Source organism: Pseudomonas sp. S3_B11, assembly GCF_054667715.1.
Genome location: NZ_CP162749.1, coordinates 5,512,754 through 5,539,585, shown reverse-complemented (window position 1 = coordinate 5,539,585; position 26,832 = coordinate 5,512,754). Strand labels below are relative to the sequence as shown.

Genomic DNA, 26,832 nt, shown 5'->3' with positions numbered 1-26,832 from the left:
ATCAGCCCTCATCCCCGTCATCATCATCCCCACCGTCGACCTTCATCCCCAATTCCTTGATCTTGCGGGTCAAGGTATTGCGGCCCCAACCCAGCAGCACCGCGGCGTCGCGGCGGCGGCCGGCGGTGTGCTTGAGGGCGGTTTCGATCATGATTCGCTCGAAACTCGGCACGGCGCTGTCCAGCAGGCTCGACTGGCCACGGGACAGGGCCTGGTCGGCCCACTGGCGCAGGGCTTGCTCCCAGTTGGTCACCGGGGCCGAATCCTGCGGCAGGCTCAACAGCTCTGGTGGCAGGTCGCTGATGTGCACTTCGCGACCTGAAGCCATTACCGTGATCCAGCGGCAGGTGTTCTCCAGCTGACGCACGTTGCCCGGCCACGGCAGGTTCTTGAGGTATTCCTCGGTTTCGCTCTTGAGCAGCTTGGGCTCGACCGCCAGTTCCTGGGCCGCGCGGCTGAGGAAGTGCCTGGCCAGGGTCGGGATGTCTTCGCGACGGTCCGCCAGGCGCGGGATATGAATGCGGATCACGTTCAGGCGGTGGAACAAGTCCTCACGGAATTTGCCGGCGTGAACCAGGGTTTCCAGGTTCTGGTGGGTCGCGGCGATGATGCGCACGTCCACCTTGACCGGCGTATGCCCGCCCACCCGATAGAACTCGCCGTCGGCCAGTACGCGCAGCAAGCGCGTCTGGGTGTCCGCCGGCATGTCGCCGATTTCATCGAGGAACAACGTGCCGCCGTCGGCTTGCTCGAAGCGCCCGCGCCGCAGGTTGGCCGCGCCGGTGAACGCACCTTTTTCGTGGCCGAACAGCTCGGACTCCATCAGGTCCTTGGGAATCGCGGCCATGTTCAGCGCGATGAACGGCGATGCCGCCCGTGGACTGTGACGGTGCAGGGCGTGGGCCACCAATTCTTTGCCGGTGCCCGACTCGCCGTTGATCAGCACGGTGATGTTGGAGTGGCTCAGGCGCCCGATGGCGCGAAACACTTCCTGCATCGCCGGCGCTTCACCGATGATTTCCGGGGTGCGGGCCAGGGCTGGCACCTCTTCCATGCCCTGTTGTTCCTGGGCATGTTGATTGGCGCGCTTGACCAGCGACACGGCTTCATCGACGTCGAATGGCTTGGGCAGGTATTCGAAAGCGCCGCCCTGGTAGGACGCCACGGCGCTGTCCAGGTCGGAATGGGCGGTCATGATGATCACCGGCAGCCGTGGATGCTGTTCGCGAATCCGCGCCAGCAGGTCCAGGCCGCTGGCGCCAGGCATGCGGATGTCGGAGATGATGACGTCCGGTTGCTGACGCGCCAGGCGACTCATTACTCCATCGGCGCTGTCGAAGCTCTGGGTGGTCATGCCTTCCTGTTGCAAGGCTTTTTCCAGGACCCAACGGATAGAACGGTCGTCATCGACGATCCACACGGTTTCACTACGGCTCATGTCGATGTGGCTCCTTGTTCCAGTGGCAGGAAGATCGAGAAGGTGGTGTGGCCGGGGTGGCTTTCACACTCGATCAAGCCCTGATGCTGACTGATGATGTTCTGGGTAATGGCCAGGCCCAGCCCGGTACCGTCCGGACGGCCGCTGACCATGGGAAAAAAGATGGTTTCCTGCAGCTCGGCAGGGATGCCCGGGCCGTTGTCGATGATTTCGATCTTGGTCACCAGGCGATGGCGCACATGGCCGATGGTGAACTGGCGCATGGCGCGGGTACGCAGGCTGATGCGCCCCAGGCGTAGCTCGTTCTGGCTGCTGATGGCTTGCATCGCGTTGCGCACGATGTTCAGCACGGCCTGGATCATCTGCTCGCGGTCGATCAAGACATCGGGAATGCTCGGGTCATAGTCGCGCACCAACGTGATGCAGCCTTGGCTTTCGGCTTCCACCAGGCTGCTGACGCGCTCCAGCACCTCATGGACGTTGCACATCGCCAGCGACGGCAGCTTGTTCGAGCCGAGCATGCGGTCCACCAGGTTCCGCAGGCGGTCGGCTTCTTCAATGATGACGTTGGTATAGTCCTTGAGGCTTTCTTCCGGCAGTTCGCGGGCGAGCAACTGCGCCGCGCCACGAATCCCGCCGAGGGGGTTCTTGATCTCGTGGGCCAGGCCGCGCACCAGCATCTTGCTGGTTTCCTGCTTGGACAATTGCGCTTCTTCCTTGGTGATACGCAGCAAGCGATCACGCGGGTGGACTTCCAGCAACAGCAGGGTGGCGCCGTTGTTCAGGATCGGCGTAACCGCGTAGTCCACGGTCAGGGTCTGGCCGGTCAGCGCGGTCAGCATCGCTTCGCGCTTGGTGAACGGATGGGCCTGTTCCACCGCCTGGCGCAAGGAGTTGAGTGCTTCGGCGGACTCGGTGAACAACTCGCTGATGAACTGCCCGTGGCTGCGCTGGCCACTGACGGCCAGGAGCATCTCGGCCGCCGGGTTCATGTACTCGAGGCGCAGTTCGGCGTCGAGCAGGATGGTCGCGGTGGTGAGGTTGTCGAGCAGCAAGCGGTGTAGTGCGTCGCTAATGGTCATCAGGACCTCTTTTGGAGCGTAGCAACTCGGGACCGGTCCCAAATTGCGCGCGCGATTAATGCGCTGTTACAAGGAAAATGCAAAAACCAAACCAAGGCTCCGAAAAGAAGCGTTTAGAGCCTCAAAAGGGTGTTTTTCGCCCAGTTGCGTGGCGTTCTGCCAGCTTTTTCGGGTACTTTCGAACCAAAATGGGTTTGGAAACTGAGTAGCGTGCAATGGTTTGCACCAATATAGTGCGCCAACCTGAGCGGCATCAGAAGAACGGCAGGATGCTGCTTTTTTCTTCTTCAGGCTTTTCGGCGAGGGGGCACTCGGGGCGTTGACCGTAATCGGCCGTGGCGCAGGGTTTGATGCGGCGCTTTTGCGCCAGGGACATGCGTTGCATATGGAAGGGTTGGTTGGCGGTGCGTTCGACGATGCGGTCCTGCTCATCGAGGATTTCTACCGCCAGTTGATGGGTGCCTCGATCGATGTTGCTCAAGGCAAACACCGGGCTCGGCCCCGGCGCGCCTGTTGGCTGGCCGTCGAGCAACAGGCGATAGCGGTGGCCTTTTTTCAGGCCGGGTTCGCTGGTGACGCTGACGATCAGTTCGCCTGCGGTGCTGCGTATCGTCGCGTCCGGCTCGGGTATCAACAGCCGGAGCATTTCGTAATGAAACAGGGGCTCGGGCCGGGCTTCGGGCATGGGCGCCGAGGTTGTGCCCGGGGGCGGCGTCGGCATCCGGTTGCCGGGTGGCAGTTGGACTTTCTTCGCATTGCCGGGGCGCGGCTGATCGGTGAAGACGCGATTACCTTGGGCATCGATGTAGGTGTAGACCTGCGCCACCCCAGGCAGCGCCGCCAGCGCCAGGCTAAGCGCGAGCAGCCAGCGGATCATGGCTGGTGCACCCGCTGCACGGTGAACGTGACGGTCTTGCTTTGTTGCACGAGGGTGTCCCCGTCGATGACTTGAACCGCCAGGCTGTGCTCGCCCCGATCGATGTTCACCAATTGCAGGCGTGGCACGTTGGACGGCTGGCCGTAGGGTTGGCCGTCCAGCAATAGCTGGAACAGATGCGGGCTCTGCAGGCGCGGTTGCGCTCGGACGCCAACGGTGAAGGTGCCATTGTTGGCGCGCAGGGCCTCGTCGGTGGGGATGTCCGTCAGTACCAATGTTTCGTAGGCATTGCGCGGCTCGTCGCTGTTGGCGGGGGCTGGCGGTGTGTTCGGGCTGGCTGGGGATTGGCGTTCGATACTGTTGAGCGGCGGCAACTCCACCGTCTGGGCTGGTACGCCTTGGGGCGGCTGGTTGCTGTAGGCGGTGTTGCCGTCGGCGTCGGTGTACTTGTAGATCTGCGCGGCGGCGGGCAGTGCTAACAGCAACAACAGGATGATTGGAAAACCACGACCCATGGAAAAATCGACCGAAAACTAAAAGTGATGGGTTGCAGCATAGGTCAGGGAGGGTGACTGACCCAAGTTGTTGCACATAACCCCTGTGGGAGCGAGCTTGCTCGCGATAGCGGTATGTCAGTCACTGAGATGTTGGCTGAGCCGGCCCCTTCGCGAGCAAGCCCGCTCCCACAGGGGATCTGCTGTGAACACAAATCTTGTGCCCGATGCAGAACCACTGTGGGAGCGAGCCTGCTCGCGAAAGCGGCGTGTCAGACGCTGAGATGTTGAATGTAAAGGCCTCATAGCGAGCAGGCTCGCTCCCACAAGGGGAGGTGGGGTGCCTCAGGATTTTGTGGAGATACACAGCTCTCCGGTCGCTCGGATCAGGGCGAGGCGGTGCACCGGGTGCTGCTTGTTGTGGTGGGTGGCTCGGGCCAGCCATTGCGGGCACTGCGGGTCGGTGCGGTAGGGGGCGAAATCGGCCAGTTGTTGCAGCAGGCGTTTTTGCAGTCGATCGAGTTGCGGGCGGATCTGTCCCACCAGGTCCGGACGTGGGAGGTCCGGGGCCTTGCCTTCCAGGGCCCAGTCGGACAGGTTGATGTACTGCACCATTTTGTTGGCTTCTATCTGGGCGGCGAAAAACGCTTCCACGGTTTCGCCACTCAGCTTGTAGGCCGGTGCCTGGGCAACGGCGGCAGCAATGACTTCACGCTCGCGCTGACGGTCTTCTACCGGTTTATGGCTGTCCCATTTGCTCAACGCCACTTGATCGCCAAGGGCCAGGCGTTCGCCAATGGCGTTAAGCAACGGGGTAAGGGCCTCAGGGGCGGGAGCCGAGGCGGCTTCGGCGGTGGAGGCCAGCAGTGCGGCAGACAGGGCAAGGCAGAGCTTGAAGCGCAAAGTCATGGGCAATCTCGTCTTCTATGGGGGAGCGACGAGGCATCATGCACGTAACCTGCGCCCATAAAAAAGGCCTCCCGAAGGAGGCCTCTCTTTATTCACGCCGTGCGTGGCGGCGTTTACTGGATCAGCAGCTGTAGTACAGCTCGTATTCCAGTGGGTGTACGAAGGTGCGAACCTTGATTTCTTCTTCGCTTTTCAGTGCGATGTAAGCGTCGATGAAGTCATCGCTGAATACGCCGCCCTTGGTCAGGAAGGCACGGCCCTTGTCCAGCTCTTCCAGGGCTTCTTTCAGGCTGCCACACACCTGTGGAATTTCCTTGGCCTCTTCAGGCGGCAGGTCATACAGGTTTTTGTCAGCGGCATCGCCAGGGTGGATCTTGTTCTGGATACCGTCCAGACCGGCCATCATCAGTGCAGCGAAGGCCAGGTACGGGTTGGCAGCCGGATCCGGGAAGCGTGCTTCGATACGGCGGGCTTTAGGGCTGTTCACGTAAGGAATACGGATCGAGGCGGAACGGTTGCGAGCCGAGTAGGCCAGCATGACCGGGGCTTCGAAGCCTGGTACCAGACGCTTGTAGGAGTTGGTCGACGGGTTGGTGAAGCCGTTCAGGGCCTTACCGTGCTTGATGATACCGCCGATGAAGTACAGGGCGGTGTCCGACAGGCCGGCATAGCCTTCGCCTGCGAAGGTGTTCTTGCCGTCTTTGGAAATCGACATGTGAACGTGCATGCCCGAACCGTTGTCGCCGTACAGTGGCTTCGGCATGAAGGTCGCGGTGCGACCGTAGGCGTCGGCAACGTTGTGTACGCAGTACTTCAGGGTCTGGACTTCGTCAGCCTTCTTGACCAGCGTGTTGAACTTCACGCCGATTTCGTTCTGGCCGGCAGTTGCCACTTCATGGTGGTGAACTTCGACGGTCTGGCCCATTTCTTCCAGTGCGTTGCACATGGAGGTACGGATCTCGTGGTCGTGGTCGAACGGTGGAACCGGAAAGTAGCCCCCTTTAATACCTGGACGGTGGCCTTTGTTGCCGCCTTCCACGTCCTGGTCGGACATCCACGAACCTTGTTCGGAGAAGATCTTGAACATGGAACCGGAGATATCGGACTTGAATTTGACCGAGTCGAAGATGAAGAACTCAGGCTCAGGACCGAAGAAAGCGGTGTCGCCGATACCGGTGGACTTCAGGTATTCCTCGGCGCGGTGGGCGATGGCGCGCGGGTCGCGGTCATAGCCTTGCATGGTCGAAGGTTCGATGATGTCGCAGACCAGGATCAGGGTCGGCTCTTCGGTGAACGGGTCCAGGACGGCAGTTTCGTCGTCCGGCATCAGGATCATGTCGGAGGCTTCGATGCCTTTCCAGCCGGAGATGGAGGAACCGTCGAACATTTTCCCGATTTCAAAGAATTCGTCGTCCAGCGCATCACGGGCCGGCATGGTCACGTGATGTTGAGTACCTTTGGTGTCAGTGAAGCGCAGATCAATCCACTTGACGTCATGATCTTTGATGAGTTGAACCGACTTCGACATATGTCCTCCGGGTGGCTTCGGGCGGGTAGTGGAGTGCCCTTAGATATGGGTGATGCCGGCGCGAATACTCTGCCATGGCAACCTGCCTCACAAGGGAGCAAATTGCATGCCAGTGCCCCAGCATGGGTTTTTTGCACCAAATCCACGCTTTTAAAGGCGTAAATCAAAGATTGTCAGACAATAACGCACTGCAATGTGGCGTCATCAATCGATAATGACCTGTTTTGGTGCATGCAAAACCATCTGCACATAAACTGGTTAAACCTTGAGCAATTTCCGCTATAATCCGCGCCCCCCTTTTTCGGCTGGCCGTTCGCGCGCTGTTTTCATGAAACTAATCGTAAAAGTCTTCCCCGAGATCACCATCAAGAGCCGCCCGGTACGGATGCGTTTCATCCGCCAGTTGGCCAAGAACATCCGTGCCGTGCTCCGAGACCTGGACCCGGCCGTGGTGGTGAACGGCGTGTGGGACAACCTCGAGCTGGAAACCCGTGTCAGCGAACCCAAGGTCCTGAAGGAAATGACCGAGCGCCTGAGCTGCATGCCGGGCATCGCGCATTTCCTGCAAGTTGATGAATACCCGCTGGGGGATTTCGATGACATCCTCGCCAAGTGCATGCTCCATTATGGTGATGCCCTGGCCGGCAAGATTTTTTCGGTGCGCTGCAAGCGTGCCGGCAAGCACCCGTTCAGTTCGATGGATGTGGAGAAGTACGTCGGCAGCCAGTTGCGTCGACAGTGCGCCGCGGCCGGTATTTCGCTGAAAGACCCGCAGATCGAAGTGCGCATCGAAATTCGCGACCAGCGGTTGTTCGTGATCCACAGCCAGCACAACAGCATCGGCGGTTACCCGCTGGGTTCGCTGGAGCAGACTCTGGTGCTGATGTCCGGCGGTTTCGACTCCACGGTGGCCGCCTACCAGATCATGCGTCGCGGCTTGATGAGCCATTTCTGCTTCTTCAACCTCGGTGGGCGTGCCCATGAACTTGGCGTGATGGAAGTGGCGCACTTCATCTGGAAGAAGTACGGCAGCTCCCAACGCGTGTTATTTGTGAGTGTGCCGTTCGAAGAAGTCCTGGGCGAGATTCTCGGCAAAGTCGATAACAGTCATATGGGCGTCATTTTGAAGCGTATGATGTTGCGCGCCGCTTCACGAATTGCCGACCGCCTGCAAATCGATGCGCTGGTGACCGGCGAGGCGATCTCCCAGGTGTCGAGCCAGACGCTGCCGAACCTGTCGGTGATCGACTGCGTGACCGAGAAACTGGTCTTGCGGCCGCTGATTGCCAGCCACAAGCAGGACATCATCGACCAGGCCAATGAAATCGGCACCGCCGAGTTTGCCCGGCACATGCCGGAATACTGCGGCGTCATCTCGGTCAATCCGAAGACGGCGGCCAAGCGCGGGCGGGTGGAACACGAAGAGAAAGAATTCGACATGGCGGTGCTCGAGCGTGCGCTCGAAAACGCCAGGCTGGTGCCAATCGATCGAGTCATCGATGAGTTGGGCCAGGACATTCAGATTGAAGAAGTCGGCGAAGCGCTGGCCGGTCAGATCATCATCGACATCCGTCACCCGGACGACGCTGAAGACGACCCGCTGAGTATCGTCGGCATCGAGGTAAAAACGATGCCGTTCTATGCAGTGAACGCGCGTTTCAAGGAACTGGACCCTACTCGCCAGTACCTGCTGTATTGCGACAAAGGCGTGATGAGTCGCCTGCATGCCCACCATTTGCTCAGTGAGGGGCATGCCAATGTGCGCGTTTATCGACCGAGCTAAGTGCCCGGGGCTGTTTGCCTGTGGCCTGCGTCACCGGCCCCCCGACGCCGCCGACAGGCTGTAACGGCCTTGTCGGACTCAACGTAAATCGCTGCCACGACCTGTCAGCACACCGAATCCTCTGATCGAGATACACAAGTGATCGAAAATCTACGCAACATCGCCATCATTGCTCACGTTGACCATGGTAAGACCACCCTGGTAGACAAACTCTTGCGTCAATCCGGCACTCTGGAGCGCAACGAGCTCAACGACGAGCGCGTGATGGACTCCAACGACCAGGAAAAAGAGCGCGGTATTACCATCCTGGCGAAAAACACCGCCATCAACTGGAATGGCTACCACATCAACATCGTGGACACCCCGGGCCACGCCGACTTCGGTGGTGAAGTAGAGCGCGTGATGTCGATGGTTGACTCCGTGCTGCTGCTGGTTGATGCCCAGGACGGCCCTATGCCGCAAACCCGCTTCGTGACCAAGAAGGCTTTCGAAGCCGGCCTGCGTCCGATCGTGGTCATCAACAAGGTTGACCGTCCAGGCGCGCGTCCGGACTGGGTTCTGGACCAGATCTTCGACCTGTTCGACAACCTGGGTGCCACCGAAGAACAGCTGGACTTCAAAGTCGTCTACGCCTCGGCCCTGAACGGCATTGCCGGTCTGGACCACACCGCCATGGCTGAAGACATGACCCCGCTGTACCAGTCGATCGTCGACGACGTACCGGCGCCGAAAGTCGACCGTGACGGTCCGTTCCAGATGCAGATCTCGGCACTGGACTACAACAGCTTCCTGGGTGTTATCGGTGTTGGCCGTATCGCCCGTGGTCGCATCAAGCCGAACACCCCGGTGGTTGCCATCGACGCCGACGGCAAGAAGCGCAACGGTCGTATCCTCAAGCTGATGGGTCACCACGGCCTGCACCGCATCGACGTTGAAGAAGCAGCTGCCGGCGACATCGTCTGCATCAGCGGCTTCGAGCAACTGTTCATCTCCGACACCCTGTGCGACCCACTGAACGTCGAAGCGATGAAGCCGTTGACCGTCGACGAGCCTACCGTTTCCATGACCTTCCAGGTCAACGACTCGCCATTCTGCGGTAAAGAAGGCAAGTTCGTGACCAGCCGTAACATCAAGGAACGCCTGGACAAAGAGCTGCTCTACAACGTTGCCCTGCGCGTTGAAGAAGGCGACTCGGCCGACAAGTTCAAGGTCTCCGGCCGTGGTGAGCTGCACCTCTCGGTACTGATCGAAACCATGCGTCGCGAAGGCTTCGAAATGGGCGTGGGCCGTCCTGAAGTGATCATCCGCATGGTTGATGGCGTCAAGCACGAACCGTACGAAAACGTGACCATCGACCTGCCGGAAGAATCCCAGGGCGCGATCATGGAGCAAATGGGCCTGCGTAAAGGCGACCTGACCAACATGGTTCCGGATGGCAAGGGCCGTGTGCGCCTTGAGTACAACATCCCGGCTCGTGGCCTGATCGGTTTCCGTAACGAGTTCCTGACCCTGACCTCCGGTGGCGGCATCCTGACTTCGATCTTCGATCGTTACGACGTGATGAAGTCCGGCGACATGTCCGGCCGTCAGAACGGTGTCCTGGTATCGGTTGCGACCGGCAAGGCACTGACCTACTCGCTGGAAACCCTGCAAGCGCGCGGCAAGCTGTTCGTCGAGCACGGCCAGGATATCTACGAAGGTCAAATCGTTGGCTTGAACAGCCGCGACAACGACCTGGGCGTGAACCCAACCAAAGGCAAGAAGCTCGACAACATGCGTGCTTCGGGCAAGGACGAAACCATCGCCCTGGTTCCGCCGGTCAAGTTCACCCTGGAGCAAGCGCTGGAGTTCGTGCAGGAAGACGAACTGTGTGAAGTGACGCCTAAGTCGATTCGCCTGCGTAAGAAAATCCTTGGTGAAAGCGAGCGTACCCGCGCTGCCAAGAAAAGCGGCAACTGAGTTTCGACTTAGTTAGCAGCTAAAAAAACGCCCCCGGTCGTGAGATCGGGGGCGTTTTTTTATGCCTGGGGTTTATGTGTCGCTTGTCAGGGCCCTATCGCGAGCAGGCTCGCTCCCACAGTGGATCTTCAGTGGATACAGACCTCGTGTGGGAGCGAGCTTGCTCGCGATAACGGTGGTTCAGACACAGCTGAACCATCAGTCGATCAAAATTTGTCCAGCGTCCGCGGATTACGCTCGCGCTCCACTTCCTTGGGCTTGTAGGCGCAATAGCCTGGCCGTGGTCCAACCCGCGGATGGTTGCGGCAGGTGTCCGGGCGTTTCTCGTAAATGGTGCACAACCGGCTCTTGCGGTCCAGATAGAGGCAATCGTTGTTGCTCATGCGCTGGAGCGTGAAGATCTCGGACTTCTGGTTGTAGCGCTCGACGATCCCTTCCTTTTGCAGGCGCTTGGCGATGTTCTTCGGCGGGTCGCCCAGTTCGAACTCATCGACGATGCCAATGCGGATCAGGTCCTTGATCTTGACCTCCACCGGTAGCGTGCAGCAGCTCGACACACAGGAACCGCACATCGGGGCGGAGTACTTGGCCCAGGTATCGAGTCGATCGATCTCCGCGGCGGCGATCAGGTTGGGCTTCATCATCACGGTTTACCAGCATGCATCAGGGCGCGCGATCATACCGGGACTGGTGAAATTTTGAACGACCATCCGCCAGTTTTTTTTCAACCCGGCCAAACCCGCCCGGATCGGCACGGCCCCTGCATTCATTCGGGCATCCGGCAATTCCATGGCGACGATTCTCCGACACTCGGGGAAATCCACCGAACCAAGAGCCTGTACCGTCTGTCAGACCGTCTAGGCTCAGACAATTCCATGCTCGTTCGAGGTCTTATCAATGACTCAAGAACCACTTGTTCGCGAAGCTGAAGTTGCCGCATTTCGCGACGCCGTGTTGACCAAACTCACTTATGCCGTTGGCAAGGACCCGGATCATGCGTTTGATCACGACTGGTTCGAAGCTATCGCCCTCGCCGCCCGCGACCACATGGTCGATCACTGGATGGACCACACGCGACAGATCTACCGCAAGGGCCAGAAGCGCGTCTATTACCTCTCCCTGGAATTCCTCATCGGTCGCTTGCTCTACGACAGCCTGAGCAACCTCGGCCTGCTGGACACGGCGCGCGAGGCCCTGACCGAGCTGGGCGTGGACCTGGAGCGCATTCGTCTGCTCGAGCCGGATGCAGCATTGGGCAACGGCGGTCTTGGCCGCTTGGCCGCGTGTTTCATGGAAAGCATGTCGACCCTGGGCATCGCCGGCCATGGCTATGGCATCCGTTATGAACACGGCCTGTTCCGCCAGGCGATTGTCGATGGCTGGCAGCAGGAGCAGACCGAGCACTGGCTGGACTTCGGCAATCCGTGGGAGTTCGAGCGGCCGGAAGTGGTCTACCCGATCGGCTTTGGCGGCAGCGTCGAGACCGTCACCGATGAGGCGGGTAAAACCCGGCAAGTCTGGTCCCCGGCCGAAACCGTGCGGGCGATTGCCTATGACACGCCGGTGGTAGGCTGGCGCGGTGCCAGCGTCAATACCCTGCGCCTGTGGCGCGCCCGAGCCGTGGAAGACCTTCACCTGGAACGCTTCAATGCCGGCGACCACTTGGGTGCGGTAGCGGAAGTGGCCCGGGCCGAAAGTATTTCCCGCGTGCTGTACCCGGCCGACAGCACCGAGGCTGGCCAGGAACTGCGCCTGCGCCAGGAATACTTCTTCGTGGCCGCCTCGCTCCAAGACCTGCTGCGCCGTCATCGCAACATGCACACCTCGGTGCTGACCCTGGGCGACCATGCGGCGATCCAGCTCAACGACACTCACCCGTCCATTGCCGTGGCCGAGCTGATGCGGCAACTGGTGGACGTCTACGACGTGGCTTGGGACGCGGCCTGGCAGATCACCCAGGACACGCTGTCCTACACCAACCACACGCTGCTGCCCGAAGCCCTGGAAACCTGGCCGGTGGGGCTGATGGAGCGCATGTTGCCCCGGCACATGCAGATCATTTATCTGATCAATGCCCAGCACATCGATTCGCTACGGGCCAAGGGCGTGCACGATTTCGATGTGCTGCGCTCGGTTTCGCTGATCGAAGAGGACAACGGCCGCCGGGTGCGCATGGGTAACCTGGCGTTCCTCGGTTCCCATAGCGTCAACGGCGTGTCCGGGTTGCATACCCAACTGATGCGCAGCACGGTGTTTTCCGAGCTGCACAAGCTCTATCCGGATCGGATCAACAACAAGACCAACGGCATCACCTTCCGCCGCTGGTTGTTCCAGGCCAACTCCGAATTGACCTCGATGATGGTCGATGCCCTCGGCCCAAGCGTGCTCGACAACCCCGAGGAGCGCTTGATCGAACTGGAACCGTTTGCCGACAAGCCGGCGTTTCGCAAGCAGTTCGCCGAGCAGCGCCTGCACAGCAAGAAGGCCCTTGCTTACTTGATCCACGAGCGGCTGGGGATTGCCGTGAACCCGGCGGCGATGTTCGACGTGCAGGTCAAGCGAATCCACGAGTACAAGCGCCAGTTGCTCAACCTGATGCACACCGTGGCGCTGTACCAGGCGATCCGCGCCGAGCCGGAAGTGGACTGGGTGCCGCGGGTGAAGATCTTCGCCGGCAAGGCCGCCGCCAGTTATCACCAGGCCAAGCTCATCATCAAGCTGACCAACGACATCGCCCGGGTGGTGAACAACGACCCGACCGTACGTGGCTTGCTCAAAGTGGTGTTCCTGCCCAACTACAACGTCAGCCTGGCCGAAAGCATCATTCCGGCGGCGGACCTGTCGGAGCAGATCTCCACGGCCGGTTTCGAGGCGTCGGGCACCAGCAACATGAAGTTCGGCCTCAACGGCGCGCTGACCATCGGCACCATGGACGGCGCCAACGTGGAGATGCATGAGCGCGTCGGCGGTGAGCACATGTTCATCTTCGGCCTGACCGCCGAGCAGGTGGAGGCCCGCAAGCAAAACGGTGAGTTCAGCGCCGCGCCGGACATCGCCGCGTCCCATCGGCTCAATGATGTGCTGCAGGCGATTCGTGGCGGGGTGTTCTCGCCGGATGATCCGATGCGCTACGCCGGGCTCGTGGACTCGTTGGTGGACTACGACCGCTTCCTGGTCTGCGCCGACTTCGACTCGTACTGGAACGCCCAGGCCAAGGTCGAAGAGCGTTGGCACGACTCCAAGCAATGGTGGCGTTCGGCGGTGCTCAACACCGCGCGCATGGGCTGGTTCTCTTCGGACCGGACCATCCGCGAATACGCCACCGACATCTGGAAAGCCCTGGAGTAGCATTTGCTGTAAGAAATGTGAGCGAAGCCCAACGGCGGTTGGGCTTCGTCGATATACTAGGCGCCAGTTTCGCCGGGCTATGTGGCCGGGCTCAGCACTGGAAGTGCCAACAATCCAATGTGGGGGGGCTGTGTGGGAGCAAGGCTTGCCCGCGATGAAAACGCCGCGGTCTCTTGAGGACCGCAGCGCCTGGATCGCGAGCAAGCCTTGCTCCCACACAACTCGCTCCCACAGGGTTTGGGGGGTTCCACTAGACTGATCCAGGCACCGCATCACCCCGGTTACGCCCGCAACGGGCCGCTTAGGGATATCGACCATGCAATGGATCTTGACGCTGTTGGGCCTGGCACTCGGCTGGGTGGTGGACGAGTCGTTTGCCGATGCGCTGATAGGCGCGCTGGTGGGGCTTGGCATCGCCCAGGCGTTTCGATTGGGGCGCCTGGGTATCCAGGCGGCCAAGCAACAGATCTTGTTGCAAGAGGCCCAGCAGAGCTTGCTCACGTTGGAAGCCCGTCTGACGGTTCTCGAACGCGGCAAGATGGCCGAATCGAGTGAGCCGGCGCCAGCGCCCGAGGTTGTCGTGCCCCAGGCTGCGAAGCCCGAGACGCGCACCGAGCCAGAGCTTGTCTGGGAATTGCCGCCAGACCTCGAACCCGTTCCCGCGATGGCCACCCAGGCCAGCCAGCCGTTGCCCGATGACGTTTGGAAACCCGCGCCAACCACTTCCAGTCGGCGTGCCGAGCGTGATTTCGCGCCGCTGCCCCTGGAGCCGATGCCCTTGGAACCGAGGGTTTCGAAACCCGCGGCCTCCCGTGACCCGAATCTGTTCGACCGCGCCGTGATTGGTGCGCGCAACTGGCTGTTCGGCGGCAACACGGTTCTGCGGGTCGGCGTGGTGCTGTTGTTCCTCGGCCTGGCGTTTTTGCTGCGCTATGCCACCGAAGGCATGGTGGTGCCGATCGAGTTGCGTTACGCCGGCGTTGCGGCCAGCGCGTTGGGCCTGTTGGGCCTGGGCTGGTGGTTGCGCCAACGCAACAGCAACTATGCGCTTATGCTCCAGGGCACCGGGATCGCGGTGCTGTACCTGACAGTGTTCGCGGCCATGCGCCTGCATCCGTTGCTCGACTCCAAGGCGGCCCTGGGCTTGCTGGTCGCGGTGACGGTGTTCTCGGCAATCCTGGCGATTACCCAGAACGCCTTGGGCCTGGCCGCGGCTGCAGCGCTGGGCGGGTTTGCCGCGCCGATCCTGACCTCCACCGGCAGTGGCAATCACGTCGCGCTGTTCAGCTATTTCATCCTGCTCAACGCCGGCATCCTCGCGATTGCCTGGTTCAAGGCCTGGCGCCTGCTCAACCTGATCGGCTTTGTCGGCACCTTCGGCATCGGTTTCGCCTGGGGCATGCGCTCCTACACACCGGAACTGCTCTGGAGCACCGAACCGTTCCTGATCCTGTTCTTCCTCATCTACCTGGCGATTGGCTTGCTGTTCACCCGGCGCAAGTTGCTGGAAATGAGCGATGCTCCCGAAGACGCCAGCCGCGATGCGCTGTTGCACTGGTCGGCGCGCAAGGGCGATTACGTGGACGGCACCATGCTGTTCGGCCCGCCGCTGGTGGGCTTCGGCTTGCAGTTCGCGTTGGTGCAGCATTTCGAGTTCGCCGCTGCGTTCAGCGCCCTGGCCCTGGGCATGATCTACATGGGCCTGGCGCGGGTATTGATGGGCGGTCGCGCCCTGTTGCTGGCGGAAACCTGCCTTGCCCTGGGGGTGATTTTTGCCAGCCTGGCGATCCCCTTGGGGCTCGACGCCCGCTGGACCGCAGCGGCGTGGGCCGTGGAAGGCGCGGGGATCTTCTGGCTGGGCCTGCGCCAGCAGCGCCCATTCGCCCGGGCTTTTGCCTTGTTGCTGCAATTGGGCTCGGCACTGGCGTTCGTCAGCGAATTGCGTATCGGCGACGGCAGCCTGCTCGATGGTTCAGCGCTGGGCGCGTTGATGCTCGGCGGCGCCTTGCTGTTCACCTTCTACCAACTGCACAAGGCTGAACCTGAACACAGCGCCAATTGGGAGCGCCGAGGCCTGCCGGTGCTGGCTGTGCTGGGGTTGAGTTTCCTCTATCTGCTGGCACCGCTGTTCTTCTTCACCCACGGCACCGCCATTGCCTGGGCCCTGGCTGGATTGGCAACGCTGTTTGTTGGCCTGCGCCTGCAGTCGCGCAGCTTCCTGTTCAGCGCATTTGGGGTGCAATTGCTTGGCGGCGCGCTGTTCCTGCTGCGCTTGCAAGGCGCCGAGGGGGATTCGGCGGTGGTGTTCAGCGCGGGCTGGAGCGGCTTGCTCAGCGCCTCGCTGATCGGCCTGGCGTTGATTGGCGGCATGTTGCTGGCGGCACGTGATGACATGGTGCGCAACGATGTCCGGTTGCTGCGTGGCTTGTCGGTGGTGTTGCTGGCGGGGCTGGTGCTGATCAACCTTGCGGTGCTGTTCGTCCTGCCGTGGCAAACGGCGAGCGGTGTGTGGGCGGCCAGCGGCTTGTTGATCATCTGGCTGAGCCTGTACCTGAAACAGCGCGTGAGTTTTGTCTTCGGCCTGCTGTTGCAACTGCTGGGCGGTGCGGCATTCCTGACGGCGGGGCCGGCGCTGTTGGGGCCGCTCAACGCCGAGGATCTGCGACCGCTGGCCCACAGCGGCTTCTGGACGCCGCTGGTGCTGGGGCTCGCAGCCCTGGTGGGCGCATGGCGCCTGCAACGGGCGCACGCGGCGCGGGAACTCGAGGTCTTGAGCTTGCAGCGCCTGTCCGAGCTGCTGCTGATCTGGGGCGCCGGTTGGTGGGCGCTGGCGTGGGTCAGCGAAGTATTGCGCTTTGCCCCGGCAAACCTGCAGGGCAGTTGGCTGCTGCTGGTTGCGGTGATCAGCGTGGCGGTGTGGACAGTCTTGGCGCAGCGCTTGAAATGGCCGGCGCTGGGGCTGCTGTGTACTTTGTTGATTCCGGCGGCGGGCTGCGTGCTGGTGGCAACGGGGCACAGCCACTATCACCCGGCCGCGAATTTCGGCTGGCTGGCCTGGCTGGCGGTATTTGCCGTGCATTTCCTTTCTCTCAAGCGCCTGGCGCCGATGCTGCCGGCCCCGGCGCGCAGTACGGCCCATGTGCTCGGTTGCTGGTTGCTGATGGCGGTGTTGATGCTGGAGTTGCGTTACGGCCTGCTGTTGCTGTCCGAGCAGTACAACGCCTGGCGCTGGCTGGCCTGGGCGATCCTGCCAGGCCTTTACCTGGTGCTGATGGCCACGCCGCGTGCCTTGCCGTGGCCGGTATCGGCCCAACCGCGCGAGTACCGTGTCTACGCGGCGGCGCCGATGGCGTTGTTGATGCTCGGTTGGTTCTGGCTGACCAACACCTTCAGCGATGGCAACTCAGAGCCGCTGCCTTATGTGCCGTTGCTCAATCCCTTGGAGCTGGGCCTGCTGTTCGCCTTGTTCGGTATCTATGTCTGGGCCCGCAATGCCGTGGAGCAATCGACGAACCGTTGGAATCGCGTCGGGCACATCGCTCAGTTGATCGCCGGTGTGTCGCTGTTCGCGTTCTTCACCGCCCTGGTGATGCGCAGTGCCCACCAGTGGATGGGGGTGCCATACGAGCTGGACGCGCTGCTCGAGTCGATGTTCGTGCAGGCCGGGTTGTCCATTGTCTGGACCCTGATCGCCCTGGGGCTGATGATCGGTGGGCATTTGCGCCACCGTCGTGAAGTGTGGCTGATCGGCGCGGCGTTGATCGCGGTGGTCGTGGCCAAGCTGTTCTTTGTCGAATTGAGTAACCGTGGCGGTCTGGCGCGGATTGTTTCGTTTATCGGTGTAGGCGTGTTGCTGTTGGTAGTGGGCTATTTTGCGCCGCTGCCGCCCAAGCGCCCGGAGACGGTCGTGCAGGATGAGCCGCCTATGCCTGTCAGTGAGGGAGTGTCGTCTTGAGTCGCAAGTTGAGTCGGATCGGGCTGGGCGTGGTGGGGTTATGGGCGGCATTGTCGGCCGTGGCCCAGGAGCAACCGACGGATTTTGCCCATCAGGTGCCAATGGCCTTGAGCGGCGAGGGGCCGTGGTATCGCCTCCCGTTGCCCCTGGACGTGCAGTTGCAGGCGCGACAGACCGACCTGAGCGATCTGCGGGTCTTCAACGCGGCCGGCCAGGCCCAGGCCTACGCCCTGGTGCGCGAGTCGGCCCAGAGCCGGGAAAACCGCACCCTCACCGACGTGAAGTGGTTCCCGCTGTACAACGCCGCCGATGACAATGAGCGCGCGCCCAGTGTGCGGGTGCAATCGAATGCCAACGGCACCTTGGTGGAAGTCCAACCCTCCAGCCGGCTCGAAGCTGGGGAGGAGGAGCTGCGTGGCTGGCTGCTGGATGCCAGCGCGATCAAGGCACCGTTGCAGCAGTTGGTGCTCGACTGGACCAGTGAGCGCGACGGTTTCCAGCGGTTTACCATCGAAGCCAGTGACGACTTGCAACACTGGCAGTCGTGGGGCGAAGGCCAGGTGGCGCGCTTGACCTTTGCCGATGAGCGAGTCGAGCAGCATGAAGTGAGCTTGCCGGGGCAATCGGCGCGTTACTTGCGGTTGTTGTGGGATTCGCCGTCCTCCGCGCCGATCCTGACCTCGGCCCAGTTGCAAAGCGCCAGCCGCGAAAGCTTGCCGTTGCCACTGGCCTGGTCGCAGCCATTGGCCGGCAGCACCGTGAAGGCTGGTGAATACACCTGGCAGTTGCCCATGGGGCTGAACATCGAGCAGGTGCAGGTCGAGCTGAGCCAGGCCAACAGCTTGGCGCCGGTGACCTTGGCCGGTCGCCGTGAAAGCAGCCATCCGTGGCAGCCGCTGGGCAGTGGTTTGCTCTATCGCCTGACCCAGAATGGCCAGGATGTGTTGCAAAACCAATTGCAACTGTCTGGCCAGACCGTACAGCAATTGAAATTGACCGTGGACGAGCGTGGCGGTGGTCTGGGCAGCGAAGCCCCGGCCCTGCGCTTTGCCGTGCGTCCGACCCAGGTGGTGTTCCTGGCGCGCGGCGAAGGACCTTACAGCCTGGCCCTGGGCAGCGCGACAGTGAAAGCGGCCAGCTTGCCCTTGACCACGCTGGTGCCCGATTACAAACCGTCGCGCCTGGCAACGCTGGGTACGGCGACCGTGAACGGCGCGGCCACGTCGACCCCGGCTGCGGCCACGGCAACCACGCCTGCGACGGTCGATACCAATTGGAAGAAAATCGGCTTGTGGGCGGTGCTGCTGCTCAGCGTGCTGTTCCTCGCGGCGATGGCGTTCAGCCTGCTGCGCAAGCCGCCGGTCAAGAGTTGAGGTGATTCATCGCGAGCAAGCTCGCTCCCACAATAGGCCACGTTCGTCGCAGCAACTCGGTCAACTGTGGGAGCGAGCTTGCTCGCGATAGCGTTCTCTCAACCAACAGAAATACCCAAGCGAACCGCTACCCCGTGAACTCAATCCTCCATTCCCCGTCTCATAGGAGGAATTAAGTCCCGACTCGCGCTAAACTGCGCTGGTTTTTCCGCCCCCTATTCTTCGGAGCCGTCCATGTCCCGCGTTACCTTGAGTCGCTATTTGATTGAGCAGACCCGCAGCAACAACACCCCTGCCGATCTGCGCTTTTTGATCGAAGTGGTGGCGCGTGCATGCAAGGAGATCAGCCACGCCGTCTCCAAAGGCGCGCTGGGTGGTGTCCTGGGCAGCATGGGCACCGAAAACGTGCAGGGCGAAGTGCAGAAGAAGCTCGACGTGCTGTCCAACGAAATCCTGCTCGAAGCCAACGAATGGGGCGGTCACCTGGCCGGCATGGCGTCCGAGGAAATGGACAATGCCTACCAGATCCCGGGCAAATACCCCAAGGGTGCCTACCTGCTGGTATTCGACCCACTGGACGGTTCGTCGAACATCGACATCAACGCACCGGTTGGCACCATCTTCTCGGTACTGCGTTGCCCGAACGAATACCTGAGCCAGAACGAAGCCTTGAATGAAAAGGCCTTCCTGCAGCCAGGCACCGAGCAGGTCGCAGCCGGTTATGCCATCTACGGCCCTCAGACCATGCTGGTGCTGACCCTGGGCGACGGCGTCAAGGGCTTTACCCTGGACCGCGAGATGGGCAGCTTCGTATTGACCCACGAAGACATCACCATTCCTGAAACCACCCAGGAATTCGCCATCAACATGTCCAACCAGCGTCACTGGGAAGCTCCGGTAAAACGCTACGTCGAAGAGTTGCTGGCGGGCGAAGAAGGTCCGCTGAAGAAGAACTACAACATGCGCTGGGTCGCCGCGATGGTTGCCGATGTGCACCGTATCCTGACCCGTGGCGGTCTGTTCATGTACCCGCGCGACAGCCGTGAGCCGTCCAAGCCGGGCAAACTGCGTCTGATGTACGAAGCCAACCCGATGTCGTTCCTGGTGGAACAGGCGGGCGGCGCTTCCACCGACGGCCACCAGCGTATCCTCGATATCAAGCCCGACGGCCTGCACCAGCGCGTGGCCGTATTCCTCGGCTCGAAGGAAGAAGTGGCGCGCGTCACGGCCTACCACAAGGAGTAAATCATGGCCGAGCCCTGGCAGCCGTTGCTCGATTGGTGGTTTGGTTCAGCCAAGACACCGGACGAGATATCGGCTGACAGAGGCAAGCTGTGGTTCGGCAAACGCCATGATCGCCAGGCCAACGAGCGCTTCGGCGACCTGGCCGAGCAGGCACTGACCGGCGAATTGACCGACTGGGCGCAACGCCCGGAAGGTTGGCTGGCCCTGGTGCTGCTACTCGACCAACTCCCGCGAATGATCTTCCGCGACACCCCCAAGGCCTTCTCCGGTGACCTGCGTGCCCAGGCGCTGGTAGCCCAGGGCATGGCTGCGGGTTTCGACCGGCAACTCAAACCGATCCAACGCGTATTCATCTACCTCGTGCTCGAACACTGCGAAAGCCTCGCGGTGCAGAACGAGGCCGTGTCGCGGTTTATCGACCTGGTGCGAGAACAACCGGAGGCGCAGCGGGCGGTGTTTGAAGACAACCTGGATTATGCCGAACGGCATCAGAAGATCATTGCCCGGTTTGGGCGCTTTCCCCATCGCAATGCGGTGTTGGGGCGCGAGTCTACAGCTGAGGAAGTGGAATTCTTGAACAGGCCTGGGTCCAGGTTCTGATTTTGCTGTGAGGCTGATACCGTCTTCGCGAGCAGGCTCGCTCCCACACTGGATTTTCGTTGAGCGCAAAATGTGCGTCCGCTGAAGTTCTAATGTGGGAGCGAGCCTGCTCGCGAAGAGGCCGCAAAAGCACTAGATCCGGAAACTACCCACCAACTGCTTCAACCGCGCCGCCTGCTGCTCCAGGTCGGCACAGGCCCGCAAGGTGGCTTGCAGGTTTTCCACGCCTTCCTGGTTCAGGGTGTTGATCTCGGTGATATCGACGTTGATCGACTCCACCACGGCGGTCTGTTCTTCGGTGGCGGTGGCCACGGACTGGTTCATGCCGTCGATTTCACCAATACGCTGGGTCACGCTGCCCAGGCGTTCGCCGGCCTGGTTGGCGATGCCGACGCTGCTTTCGCTCTGGCGCTGGCTGTCGGTCATGGTCAGTACCGCTTCCCGGGCGCCGACTTGCAGTTCTTCGATCATCTTCTGCACTTGCTGCGCCGAATCCTGGGTGCGGTGGGCCAGGTTGCGCACTTCATCGGCCACCACCGCGAAGCCGCGCCCGGCTTCACCGGCACGGGCCGCTTCGATGGCGGCGTTAAGGGCGAGCAGGTTGGTCTGCTGGGAAATGCTGGTGATCACCTCAAGAATCTGGCCGATGTTCACCGTGTTGCTGTTCAAGGTTTCGATGTTGCCGCACGAATCGCTGATCTTGGCCGACAACTGTTGCATGGCCGCGATGGTTTTATCCACCACTTGTTGGCCATCTTCGGCCAGGCTGCGCGCATCGCTGGAATGCTGCGAGGCGAGGGCGGCGTTCTGGGCGATTTCCTGGGCGGCGGCACCGAGCTGGTTGATGGCCGCGGCCACGCTGCTGGTGCGCGAAGCCTGCTGGTCGGAGTTGAACATCGACGAGTTGGACGCGCTGACCACGCGCAGGGCGACTTCGTTGACCTGGCCGGTGGCCGAGGCCACTTCACGGATCGAGGTATGAATGCGTTCGACAAAGCGGTTGAACGAAGTCCCCAGCGCGCCGAATTCGTCGTGGCCGTGGATGACCAGGCGCCGGGTCAGGTCGCCTTCGCCTTCGGCGATGTCGTGCATGGCGCGGCCCATGGTCAGCAGCGGCTGCATCAGCACGCGGATCAACATGCCGAGCAGGGCGATGATGAATACCACGGCAATGACCATGGCGATCAGCGCCGACGTACGGAACTCACTGAGCATCGCCAGCGCGGTGTCCTTGTCGAGCACCAGCGCCACGTACCAGTCGGCTCCCGGCACGCCGTTGACGTGGGTGAAGGAGATGAATTGGGTCTTGCCGTCGAGGTCGACTTCTTTCACGCCCGGGCTGATTTGAGGCGCGCCGTTAGGGTAGGCCTCGGCCAGGGTCTTGAGCACGCGCTTGCTGTCGGGGTGGATCAGGATCTTGCCGTCGGCACTGACGATGAACGCGTGGCCGTGGCCGCCGAAGTTCAGCGAGTTGATGATGGCGCTGACGCTGGACAGGTCGATGTCCGCACCGGCCACGCCGATCATCTGGTTCTGGTGCTGCACCGGGGTGGCGACGGTAATCACCAGCTTGCCCGACGAGGCGGCGATGTAGGGTTCGGTGACGATGGTTTGCTGTGCGCTGTTGGCGGCCTTGTACCAGCCACGGGCACGCGGGTCGTAATCGGCGGCGCGATTGCCGGCCGGTACCGAGAACATCACGCCGTCGGTGCCACCAAAATAACTGAGCTGGAAATTGCTGGTGTAGGCCGGCAGGCCTACGGCGCGCTTGAGGCTGTCGGCACTGCTGCCGTCCACGGCAATCTGCTGGGCCAGCGATTGCAGCAACTGGATGCGGCCGTCGACCCACGTCTGGATGTTGCGGCTGGTCAGGCTGCCGAGTTCCTGCATGGAGGTTTCGGTGCTGGCATTCAAGCTCTGGCGTTGACGATAGTCGTTGAACAGGATGAAACAGGCGAATGCAACGGCCACCACGAGGGCGGCAGCCAGCAGGATTTTATGGCTGAATTTCATGTTTCTGGTCATTAATAACACTACCGCGGAGGGACGGGTCAGGACGGGCTGTCAATTTGCCATAACGCATTGGTTTGCGCTGTTTCTTTTTATCGGCGTGCCAGACCGCCCCATCAGCGGTAGCGGTTCAATTCCGACGAAATGCACGACGCTGTCACAAAGTGAGTGTTTCACCGATGAAACACCTGCCCAGACCCAATAAATACCGGGGGTGTAGGGGAACCAGATAGGGGTTTTCTCTTCTAAGCTTCTGGTTGGCACCTGCCACCCCCCTTCCGTTCCAGGAGTTACACCATGTCGCTGCGATCTATCGCCTTGTTGTTTGTGTGTGTCGTATTGACTGCATGCAGCAAGGTCAACCAGGAAAACTACTCGAAGCTGTCGGCTGGCATGCCCAAGTCTGAAGTCGAAACGTTACTGGGGAAACCGACCGATTGTTCAGGCGCGCTCGGCATGTCCAGCTGCACCTGGGGCGACCAGAAAAGCTTTATCAGCGTGCAGTACGCCGGTGACAAAGTGTTGATGTTTTCCGGCCAAGGCCTGAAGTAAACCGAGGCCAGAGGCCTGCGGGAGAAAAATAATGATGCGGTTAGTTTTTGTGCTTTTGGCTGGCCTGATTTTGGCTGGCTGTGCCACTTCTGGCGAAGATCCGCTGGCACCCAAGACGGTCAACAGCGTCAATCTCAAGCGCTACCAAGGGACCTGGTATGAGTTGGCCCGCCTGCCCATGTATTTCCAGCGCAATTGCGCGCAATCGGAAGCTCACTACACCCTCAAGCCAGACGGCAACGTGGGAGTGCTCAATCGCTGCCTGACCTCGGACTGGCAGTGGGAAGAAGCCAGGGGCACCGCCACGCCGCAGGTGCCGGGCAAGACCGACAAGCTCTGGGTCGAGTTCGACAACTGGTTTTCGCGGATCGTGCCGGGCGTGGCGAAAGGGCAATACTGGGTGTTGTACGTCAGCGATGACTACAAGACCGCCATCGTCGGCGACCCAAGCCGTCGCTACATGTGGCTGCTGTCCCGTACACCGACCGTCAATAGTGTCGTGCGCGAGGAGCTGCTGAGCAAGGCACGCCAGCAGGGCTACGACACCACGCGCCTGATCTGGCGCGCGTCGGATCGACAGATGGCCAAGACCTCGAACTGACTGTCACCCGAAAACCGAAGTGGGAGCGAGCTTGCTCGCGATAGCGGACTTTCAGTCAACATGTATGTTGAAGGTAAAGGCCCTATCGCGAGCAAGCTCGCTCCCACAGGGTTGATTGGGTCAGCCTAAAAGTTCGCGCAGTACCTGGGTAAACGCCCGGGCGCTTTGCTCTTCGCCGGCATGCCGCCCATCGCGCACCACCCACCGACCGCCGACCATCACATCGCGCACCTGGCGATCGCCGCCGGCAAACAGCCAGCGATTGAGGATGCCGTCGCCCTGGGCCGTGGCCAGGTACGGGTCGCTGCCATCGAGCACCAGCCAGTCGGCGCGCTTGCCGATTTCGAGGGTACCGATCGGTTGTCCCAGGGCCTGGGCTCCGCCTTCCAGCGCCGCATCGAACAAGGTGCGGCCGACCATCGGCTGATCCGCCCGATACAAGCGGTTGCGCCGTTGATCCCGCAGGCGCTGGCCATATTCCAGCCAGCGCAATTCTTCGACCACGCTCAGCGATACATGGCTGTCAGAGCCGATCCCCAGGCGCCCGCCCTGGGCGAGGAAATCCACGGCCGGGAAAATCCCGTCCCCCAGGTTGGCTTCGGTGGTCAGGCACAGGCCGGCAATCGCCCGGCTCCTGGCCATGAGGCTGACTTCCTGGGCGTTGGCGTGGGTGGCGTGGACCAGGCACCAGCGCTGGTCGACTTCGGTGTTTTCGTACAGCCATTGCAGCGGACGGGCGCCGCTCCAGCTCAGGCAATCGTCGACTTCCTTCTGCTGTTCGGCAATGTGAATGTGCACCGGGCACTCGCGGTCACTGGCGGCCAGCACATCCTGGATCTGCCCGGGCGTCACGGCACGCAGCGAGTGGAAGCACAGACCCAGCGCCTGGGACGGCTGCCCGGCCAGGATCGGCTGCAAGCGCGACTGAAGCTTCAAGTAGTTTTCGGTGCTGTTGATGAACCGGCGCTGCCCGTCATTGGGCGCCTGGCCGCCAAAACCGGAGTGGCTGTAGAGCACCGGCAGCAGCGTCAGGCCGATGCCAGCGGCGCTGGCGGCGTGGCTGATGCGCAGGGCCAGCTCCGCCGGGTCGGCGTAGGGCGTGCCATCGATGTCGTGGTGCACATAGTGGAATTCGGCGACCGAGGTGTAGCCGGCCTTGAGCATTTCGATGTACAGCTGGCGGGCAATGATGCCGAGTTGGTCGGGACTGATTTTTCCGACGAGGCGGTACATCAAGTCGCGCCAGGTCCAGAAACTGTCGTTGGGATTGCCTGCCACTTCCGCCAGCCCGGCCATGGCCCGTTGGAAGGCATGGGAGTGCAGGTTCGGCATACCCGGCAACAGCGGACCGCCCAGCCGTTCGGCGCCGTCTGCGTGGGAACCGGCCTGGATATGGGTCAGGACGCCTTCGGCATCGACCTCAAGACGTACATCATGGGCCCATCCACTAGGCAGCAGCGCGCGTTCGGCAAAGAAGGCGGACATGGTTCAACCTCATCGTGCGTAATTTGTATATACATATACAGACGTTTGCCTGGCCGGTAAACTCCGGCAAGCTAGCAACCTTATCCGCAGAACAGGGAACCGCCGTGCCGACTCCGCCTGCCAAACAGCCGCTGGCCGCAAACATGGGTGACAGTCCGGCACCCCTGTACGCCCGCGTCAAACAGATGATCACCCAGCAGATCGACAGTGGAAACTGGCCGCCGCATTACCGCGTGCCGTCGGAAAGCGAACTGGTCAGCCAACTGGGCTTCAGTCGCATGACCATCAACCGTGCGCTGCGGGAAATGACCGCCGACGGCCTGTTGGTGCGCATGCAGGGTGTCGGTACCTTCGTGGCCGAGCCCAAGAGCCAGTCCGCGTTGTTCGAAGTGCATAACATCGCCGACGAAATCGCCGCCCGTGGCCATCGCCACACTTGCAAGGTCATTACCCTGGAAGAAGAGGCGGCCGGTTCCGAGCGGGCCCTGGCCCTGGATATGCGCGAAGGCCAGAAAGTGTTCCATTCGCTGATCGTGCATTTCGAGAATGACATCCCCGTGCAAATCGAGGACCGTTTCGTCAACGCGCTGGTGGCGCCGGACTACCTCAAGCAGGACTTCACCGTGCAAACGCCCTACGCCTATCTGAACCAGGTCGCGCCGCTGACCGAGGGCGAGCATGTGGTCGAGGCGATCCTGGCCGAGCCGAGTGAATGCAAGTTGTTGCAGATCGAAAGGGGCGAGCCGTGCCTGTTGATCCGCCGCCGCACCTGGTCCGGGCGCCAGCCGGTGACCGCCGCCCGTTTGATTCATCCGGGGTCCCGCCACAGTCTGGAAGGGCGCTTTCATAAATGAGCCATTTGAAGGTTTTACTCGCGGCAGACTACCCACGCATGCCGTGGAAAAACGGTGGCGGCAGCACCGAAGAAATCACTCGCGATGCCGGCACCGGCCTGGAAGGTTTCGGCTGGCGCCTGTCGATTGCCGACATTGGTGAGTCGGGCGGCTTCTCCACCTTCGCCGGTTACGAGCGGGTCATCAGTGTCTTGCAGGGGAGCGGCATGACACTGAACGTCGATGGCCAAGTCACGCGGGCTTTGCATCCGCTGGACCCTTTTACGTTCAGCGGCGAGAGCCATGTGTTTTGCACACTGCTGGGCGGACCGATTCGTGACTTCAACCTGATCTACGCGCCGCAGCGTTACCGCGCGCGGTTGCAGTGGTTGGGCGGCCAGCAGCGGTTTTTCAGTGACGCGCAAACGGTACTGGTGTTCAGTGCCGCCCCGGGACTGGCTATCAAGGTCGGTGAGTCCGCCGTTGATTTGGGCCTCTACGACTGTTTGCAACTGAGCAGTAACACCGGGTTGGTGGATGTCTCCACTCACGGTCAATGCTGCGTGATTGAGCTGACGGCCCGCTAATTTCAGCTTCTTGAGTACCCTGTGGGAGAAAGCCTTGCTCCCACAGATAAACACCCTCGCCACAAGGTGCCTGCCTGCTGTTTCTTCTGCGCACCAACTTGTTACCGAATGCCCCAGCGTGGCGCAACACCACGCTTCTGTGACCCTCCGATTTCCCCCCTCGAAAACCCTCT

General features: G+C 61.3%; 20 protein-coding genes. 11 read left to right on the top strand and 9 right to left on the bottom strand.

The annotated features are described in order from the left end of the window. Position 1 precedes the first annotated feature (1 nt). From ntrC to glnA, 6 genes are all read right to left on the bottom strand, one after another. Entirely contained in the window at positions 2–1,438 is a 1,437-nt protein-coding gene (gene ntrC / locus AB4O22_RS24795; RefSeq protein WP_013692071.1) for a nitrogen regulation protein NR(I), read from the bottom strand. Next, complete coding sequence (gene glnL / locus AB4O22_RS24790) at positions 1,435–2,520, bottom strand: nitrogen regulation protein NR(II) (RefSeq protein WP_053117539.1); 1,086 nt, start codon at positions 2,518–2,520, stop codon at positions 1,435–1,437. Before glnL ends, ntrC begins: the two co-directional genes overlap by 4 nt. A gap of 253 nt (positions 2,521–2,773) precedes the next feature. Next, positions 2,774–3,397 carry a DUF4124 domain-containing protein gene (locus AB4O22_RS24785; RefSeq protein ID WP_460097366.1) on the bottom strand — a complete coding sequence of 208 codons (624 nt, stop codon included), beginning with the start codon at positions 3,395–3,397 and terminating at the stop codon, positions 2,774–2,776. Then, complete coding sequence (locus tag AB4O22_RS24780) at positions 3,394–3,912, bottom strand: DUF4124 domain-containing protein (RefSeq protein WP_460097365.1); 519 nt, start codon at positions 3,910–3,912, stop codon at positions 3,394–3,396. The genes AB4O22_RS24785 and AB4O22_RS24780 overlap by 4 nt, the downstream gene beginning before the upstream one ends. A 324-nt stretch (positions 3,913–4,236) precedes the next feature. Beyond that, positions 4,237–4,800 carry a chorismate mutase gene (locus AB4O22_RS24775; RefSeq protein WP_028237803.1) on the bottom strand — a complete coding sequence of 188 codons (564 nt, stop codon included), beginning with the start codon at positions 4,798–4,800 and terminating at the stop codon, positions 4,237–4,239. A gap of 121 nt (positions 4,801–4,921) precedes the next feature. Next, positions 4,922–6,328, bottom strand: a complete 1,407-nt coding sequence (gene glnA / locus AB4O22_RS24770) for a type I glutamate--ammonia ligase (protein ID WP_003196860.1) — start codon at positions 6,326–6,328, stop codon at positions 4,922–4,924. A 328-nt stretch (positions 6,329–6,656) separates the two neighbouring features. Here glnA and thiI point away from each other — a divergent pair, with 328 nt between their 5' ends. Together thiI and typA are read left to right on the top strand one after the other, a co-directional pair. Beyond that, a complete protein-coding gene (gene thiI, locus AB4O22_RS24765; RefSeq protein ID WP_460097363.1) occupies positions 6,657–8,111 on the top strand; it encodes a tRNA uracil 4-sulfurtransferase ThiI in 1,455 nt (484 codons plus the stop codon). Positions 8,112–8,249: 138 nt separating this feature from the next. Next, positions 8,250–10,070: a translational GTPase TypA gene (gene typA, locus AB4O22_RS24760; RefSeq protein ID WP_003186725.1), complete on the top strand. Its 1,821-nt coding sequence runs from the start codon at positions 8,250–8,252 to the stop codon at positions 10,068–10,070. A gap of 206 nt (positions 10,071–10,276) precedes the next feature. Here the strand turns inward: typA and AB4O22_RS24755 are convergent, their stop codons facing one another. Beyond that, positions 10,277–10,714, bottom strand: coding sequence for a YkgJ family cysteine cluster protein (locus AB4O22_RS24755; RefSeq protein ID WP_003196865.1), 438 nt, complete (start codon positions 10,712–10,714; stop codon positions 10,277–10,279). A 253-nt stretch (positions 10,715–10,967) separates the two neighbouring features. Between AB4O22_RS24755 and AB4O22_RS24750 the strand changes: the two genes are divergently transcribed. The 5 genes from AB4O22_RS24750 to AB4O22_RS24730 all read left to right on the top strand — a co-directional run bounded on the left by AB4O22_RS24750 (position 10,968) and on the right by AB4O22_RS24730 (position 20,591). Then, entirely contained in the window at positions 10,968–13,418 is a 2,451-nt protein-coding gene (locus AB4O22_RS24750) for a glycogen/starch/alpha-glucan phosphorylase (protein WP_003196867.1), read from the top strand. A gap of 316 nt (positions 13,419–13,734) precedes the next feature. After that, positions 13,735–17,373 carry a DUF2339 domain-containing protein gene (locus AB4O22_RS24745; RefSeq protein ID WP_460097361.1) on the top strand — a complete coding sequence of 1,213 codons (3,639 nt, stop codon included), beginning with the start codon at positions 13,735–13,737 and terminating at the stop codon, positions 17,371–17,373. Then, positions 17,370–18,746 carry a DUF3999 domain-containing protein gene (locus tag AB4O22_RS24740; RefSeq protein WP_042956372.1) on the top strand — a complete coding sequence of 459 codons (1,377 nt, stop codon included), beginning with the start codon at positions 17,370–17,372 and terminating at the stop codon, positions 18,744–18,746. Before AB4O22_RS24745 ends, AB4O22_RS24740 begins: the two co-directional genes overlap by 4 nt. 234 nt (positions 18,747–18,980) lie before the next feature. Continuing rightward, complete coding sequence (locus AB4O22_RS24735; protein WP_014336119.1) at positions 18,981–19,991, top strand: class 1 fructose-bisphosphatase; 1,011 nt, start codon at positions 18,981–18,983, stop codon at positions 19,989–19,991. 3 nt (positions 19,992–19,994) lie between these two features. Then, positions 19,995–20,591: a DUF924 family protein gene (locus AB4O22_RS24730; RefSeq protein ID WP_460097358.1), complete on the top strand. Its 597-nt coding sequence runs from the start codon at positions 19,995–19,997 to the stop codon at positions 20,589–20,591. Between the two features lie 132 nt (positions 20,592–20,723). Here AB4O22_RS24730 and AB4O22_RS24725 read toward each other — a convergent pair whose 3' ends face one another. Next, positions 20,724–22,616, bottom strand: a complete 1,893-nt coding sequence (locus AB4O22_RS24725; RefSeq protein ID WP_013692077.1) for a methyl-accepting chemotaxis protein — start codon at positions 22,614–22,616, stop codon at positions 20,724–20,726. 282 nt (positions 22,617–22,898) lie between these two features. On the opposite strand from AB4O22_RS24725, the gene AB4O22_RS24720 reads away from it, so the two are divergent. Together AB4O22_RS24720 and AB4O22_RS24715 are read left to right on the top strand one after the other, a co-directional pair. Beyond that, positions 22,899–23,153 carry a hypothetical protein gene (locus AB4O22_RS24720; RefSeq protein WP_003196877.1) on the top strand — a complete coding sequence of 85 codons (255 nt, stop codon included), beginning with the start codon at positions 22,899–22,901 and terminating at the stop codon, positions 23,151–23,153. Positions 23,154–23,184: 31 nt separating this feature from the next. Then, positions 23,185–23,754 carry a lipocalin family protein gene (locus AB4O22_RS24715; RefSeq protein WP_027911769.1) on the top strand — a complete coding sequence of 190 codons (570 nt, stop codon included), beginning with the start codon at positions 23,185–23,187 and terminating at the stop codon, positions 23,752–23,754. Positions 23,755–23,874: 120 nt separating this feature from the next. Here AB4O22_RS24715 and AB4O22_RS24710 read toward each other — a convergent pair whose 3' ends face one another. Further along, positions 23,875–25,239, bottom strand: coding sequence for a formimidoylglutamate deiminase (locus tag AB4O22_RS24710; protein WP_223471082.1), 1,365 nt, complete (start codon positions 25,237–25,239; stop codon positions 23,875–23,877). Positions 25,240–25,382: 143 nt separating this feature from the next. On the opposite strand from AB4O22_RS24710, the gene hutC reads away from it, so the two are divergent. After that, positions 25,383–26,093 (top strand): histidine utilization repressor, encoded by a 711-nt coding sequence (hutC, locus tag AB4O22_RS24705; RefSeq protein ID WP_460097757.1) that lies wholly within the window; start codon positions 25,383–25,385, stop codon positions 26,091–26,093. Further along, positions 26,090–26,659: a HutD/Ves family protein gene (locus tag AB4O22_RS24700; protein ID WP_460105894.1), complete on the top strand. Its 570-nt coding sequence runs from the start codon at positions 26,090–26,092 to the stop codon at positions 26,657–26,659. Before hutC ends, AB4O22_RS24700 begins: the two co-directional genes overlap by 4 nt. Positions 26,660–26,832: the final 173 nt, after the last annotated feature.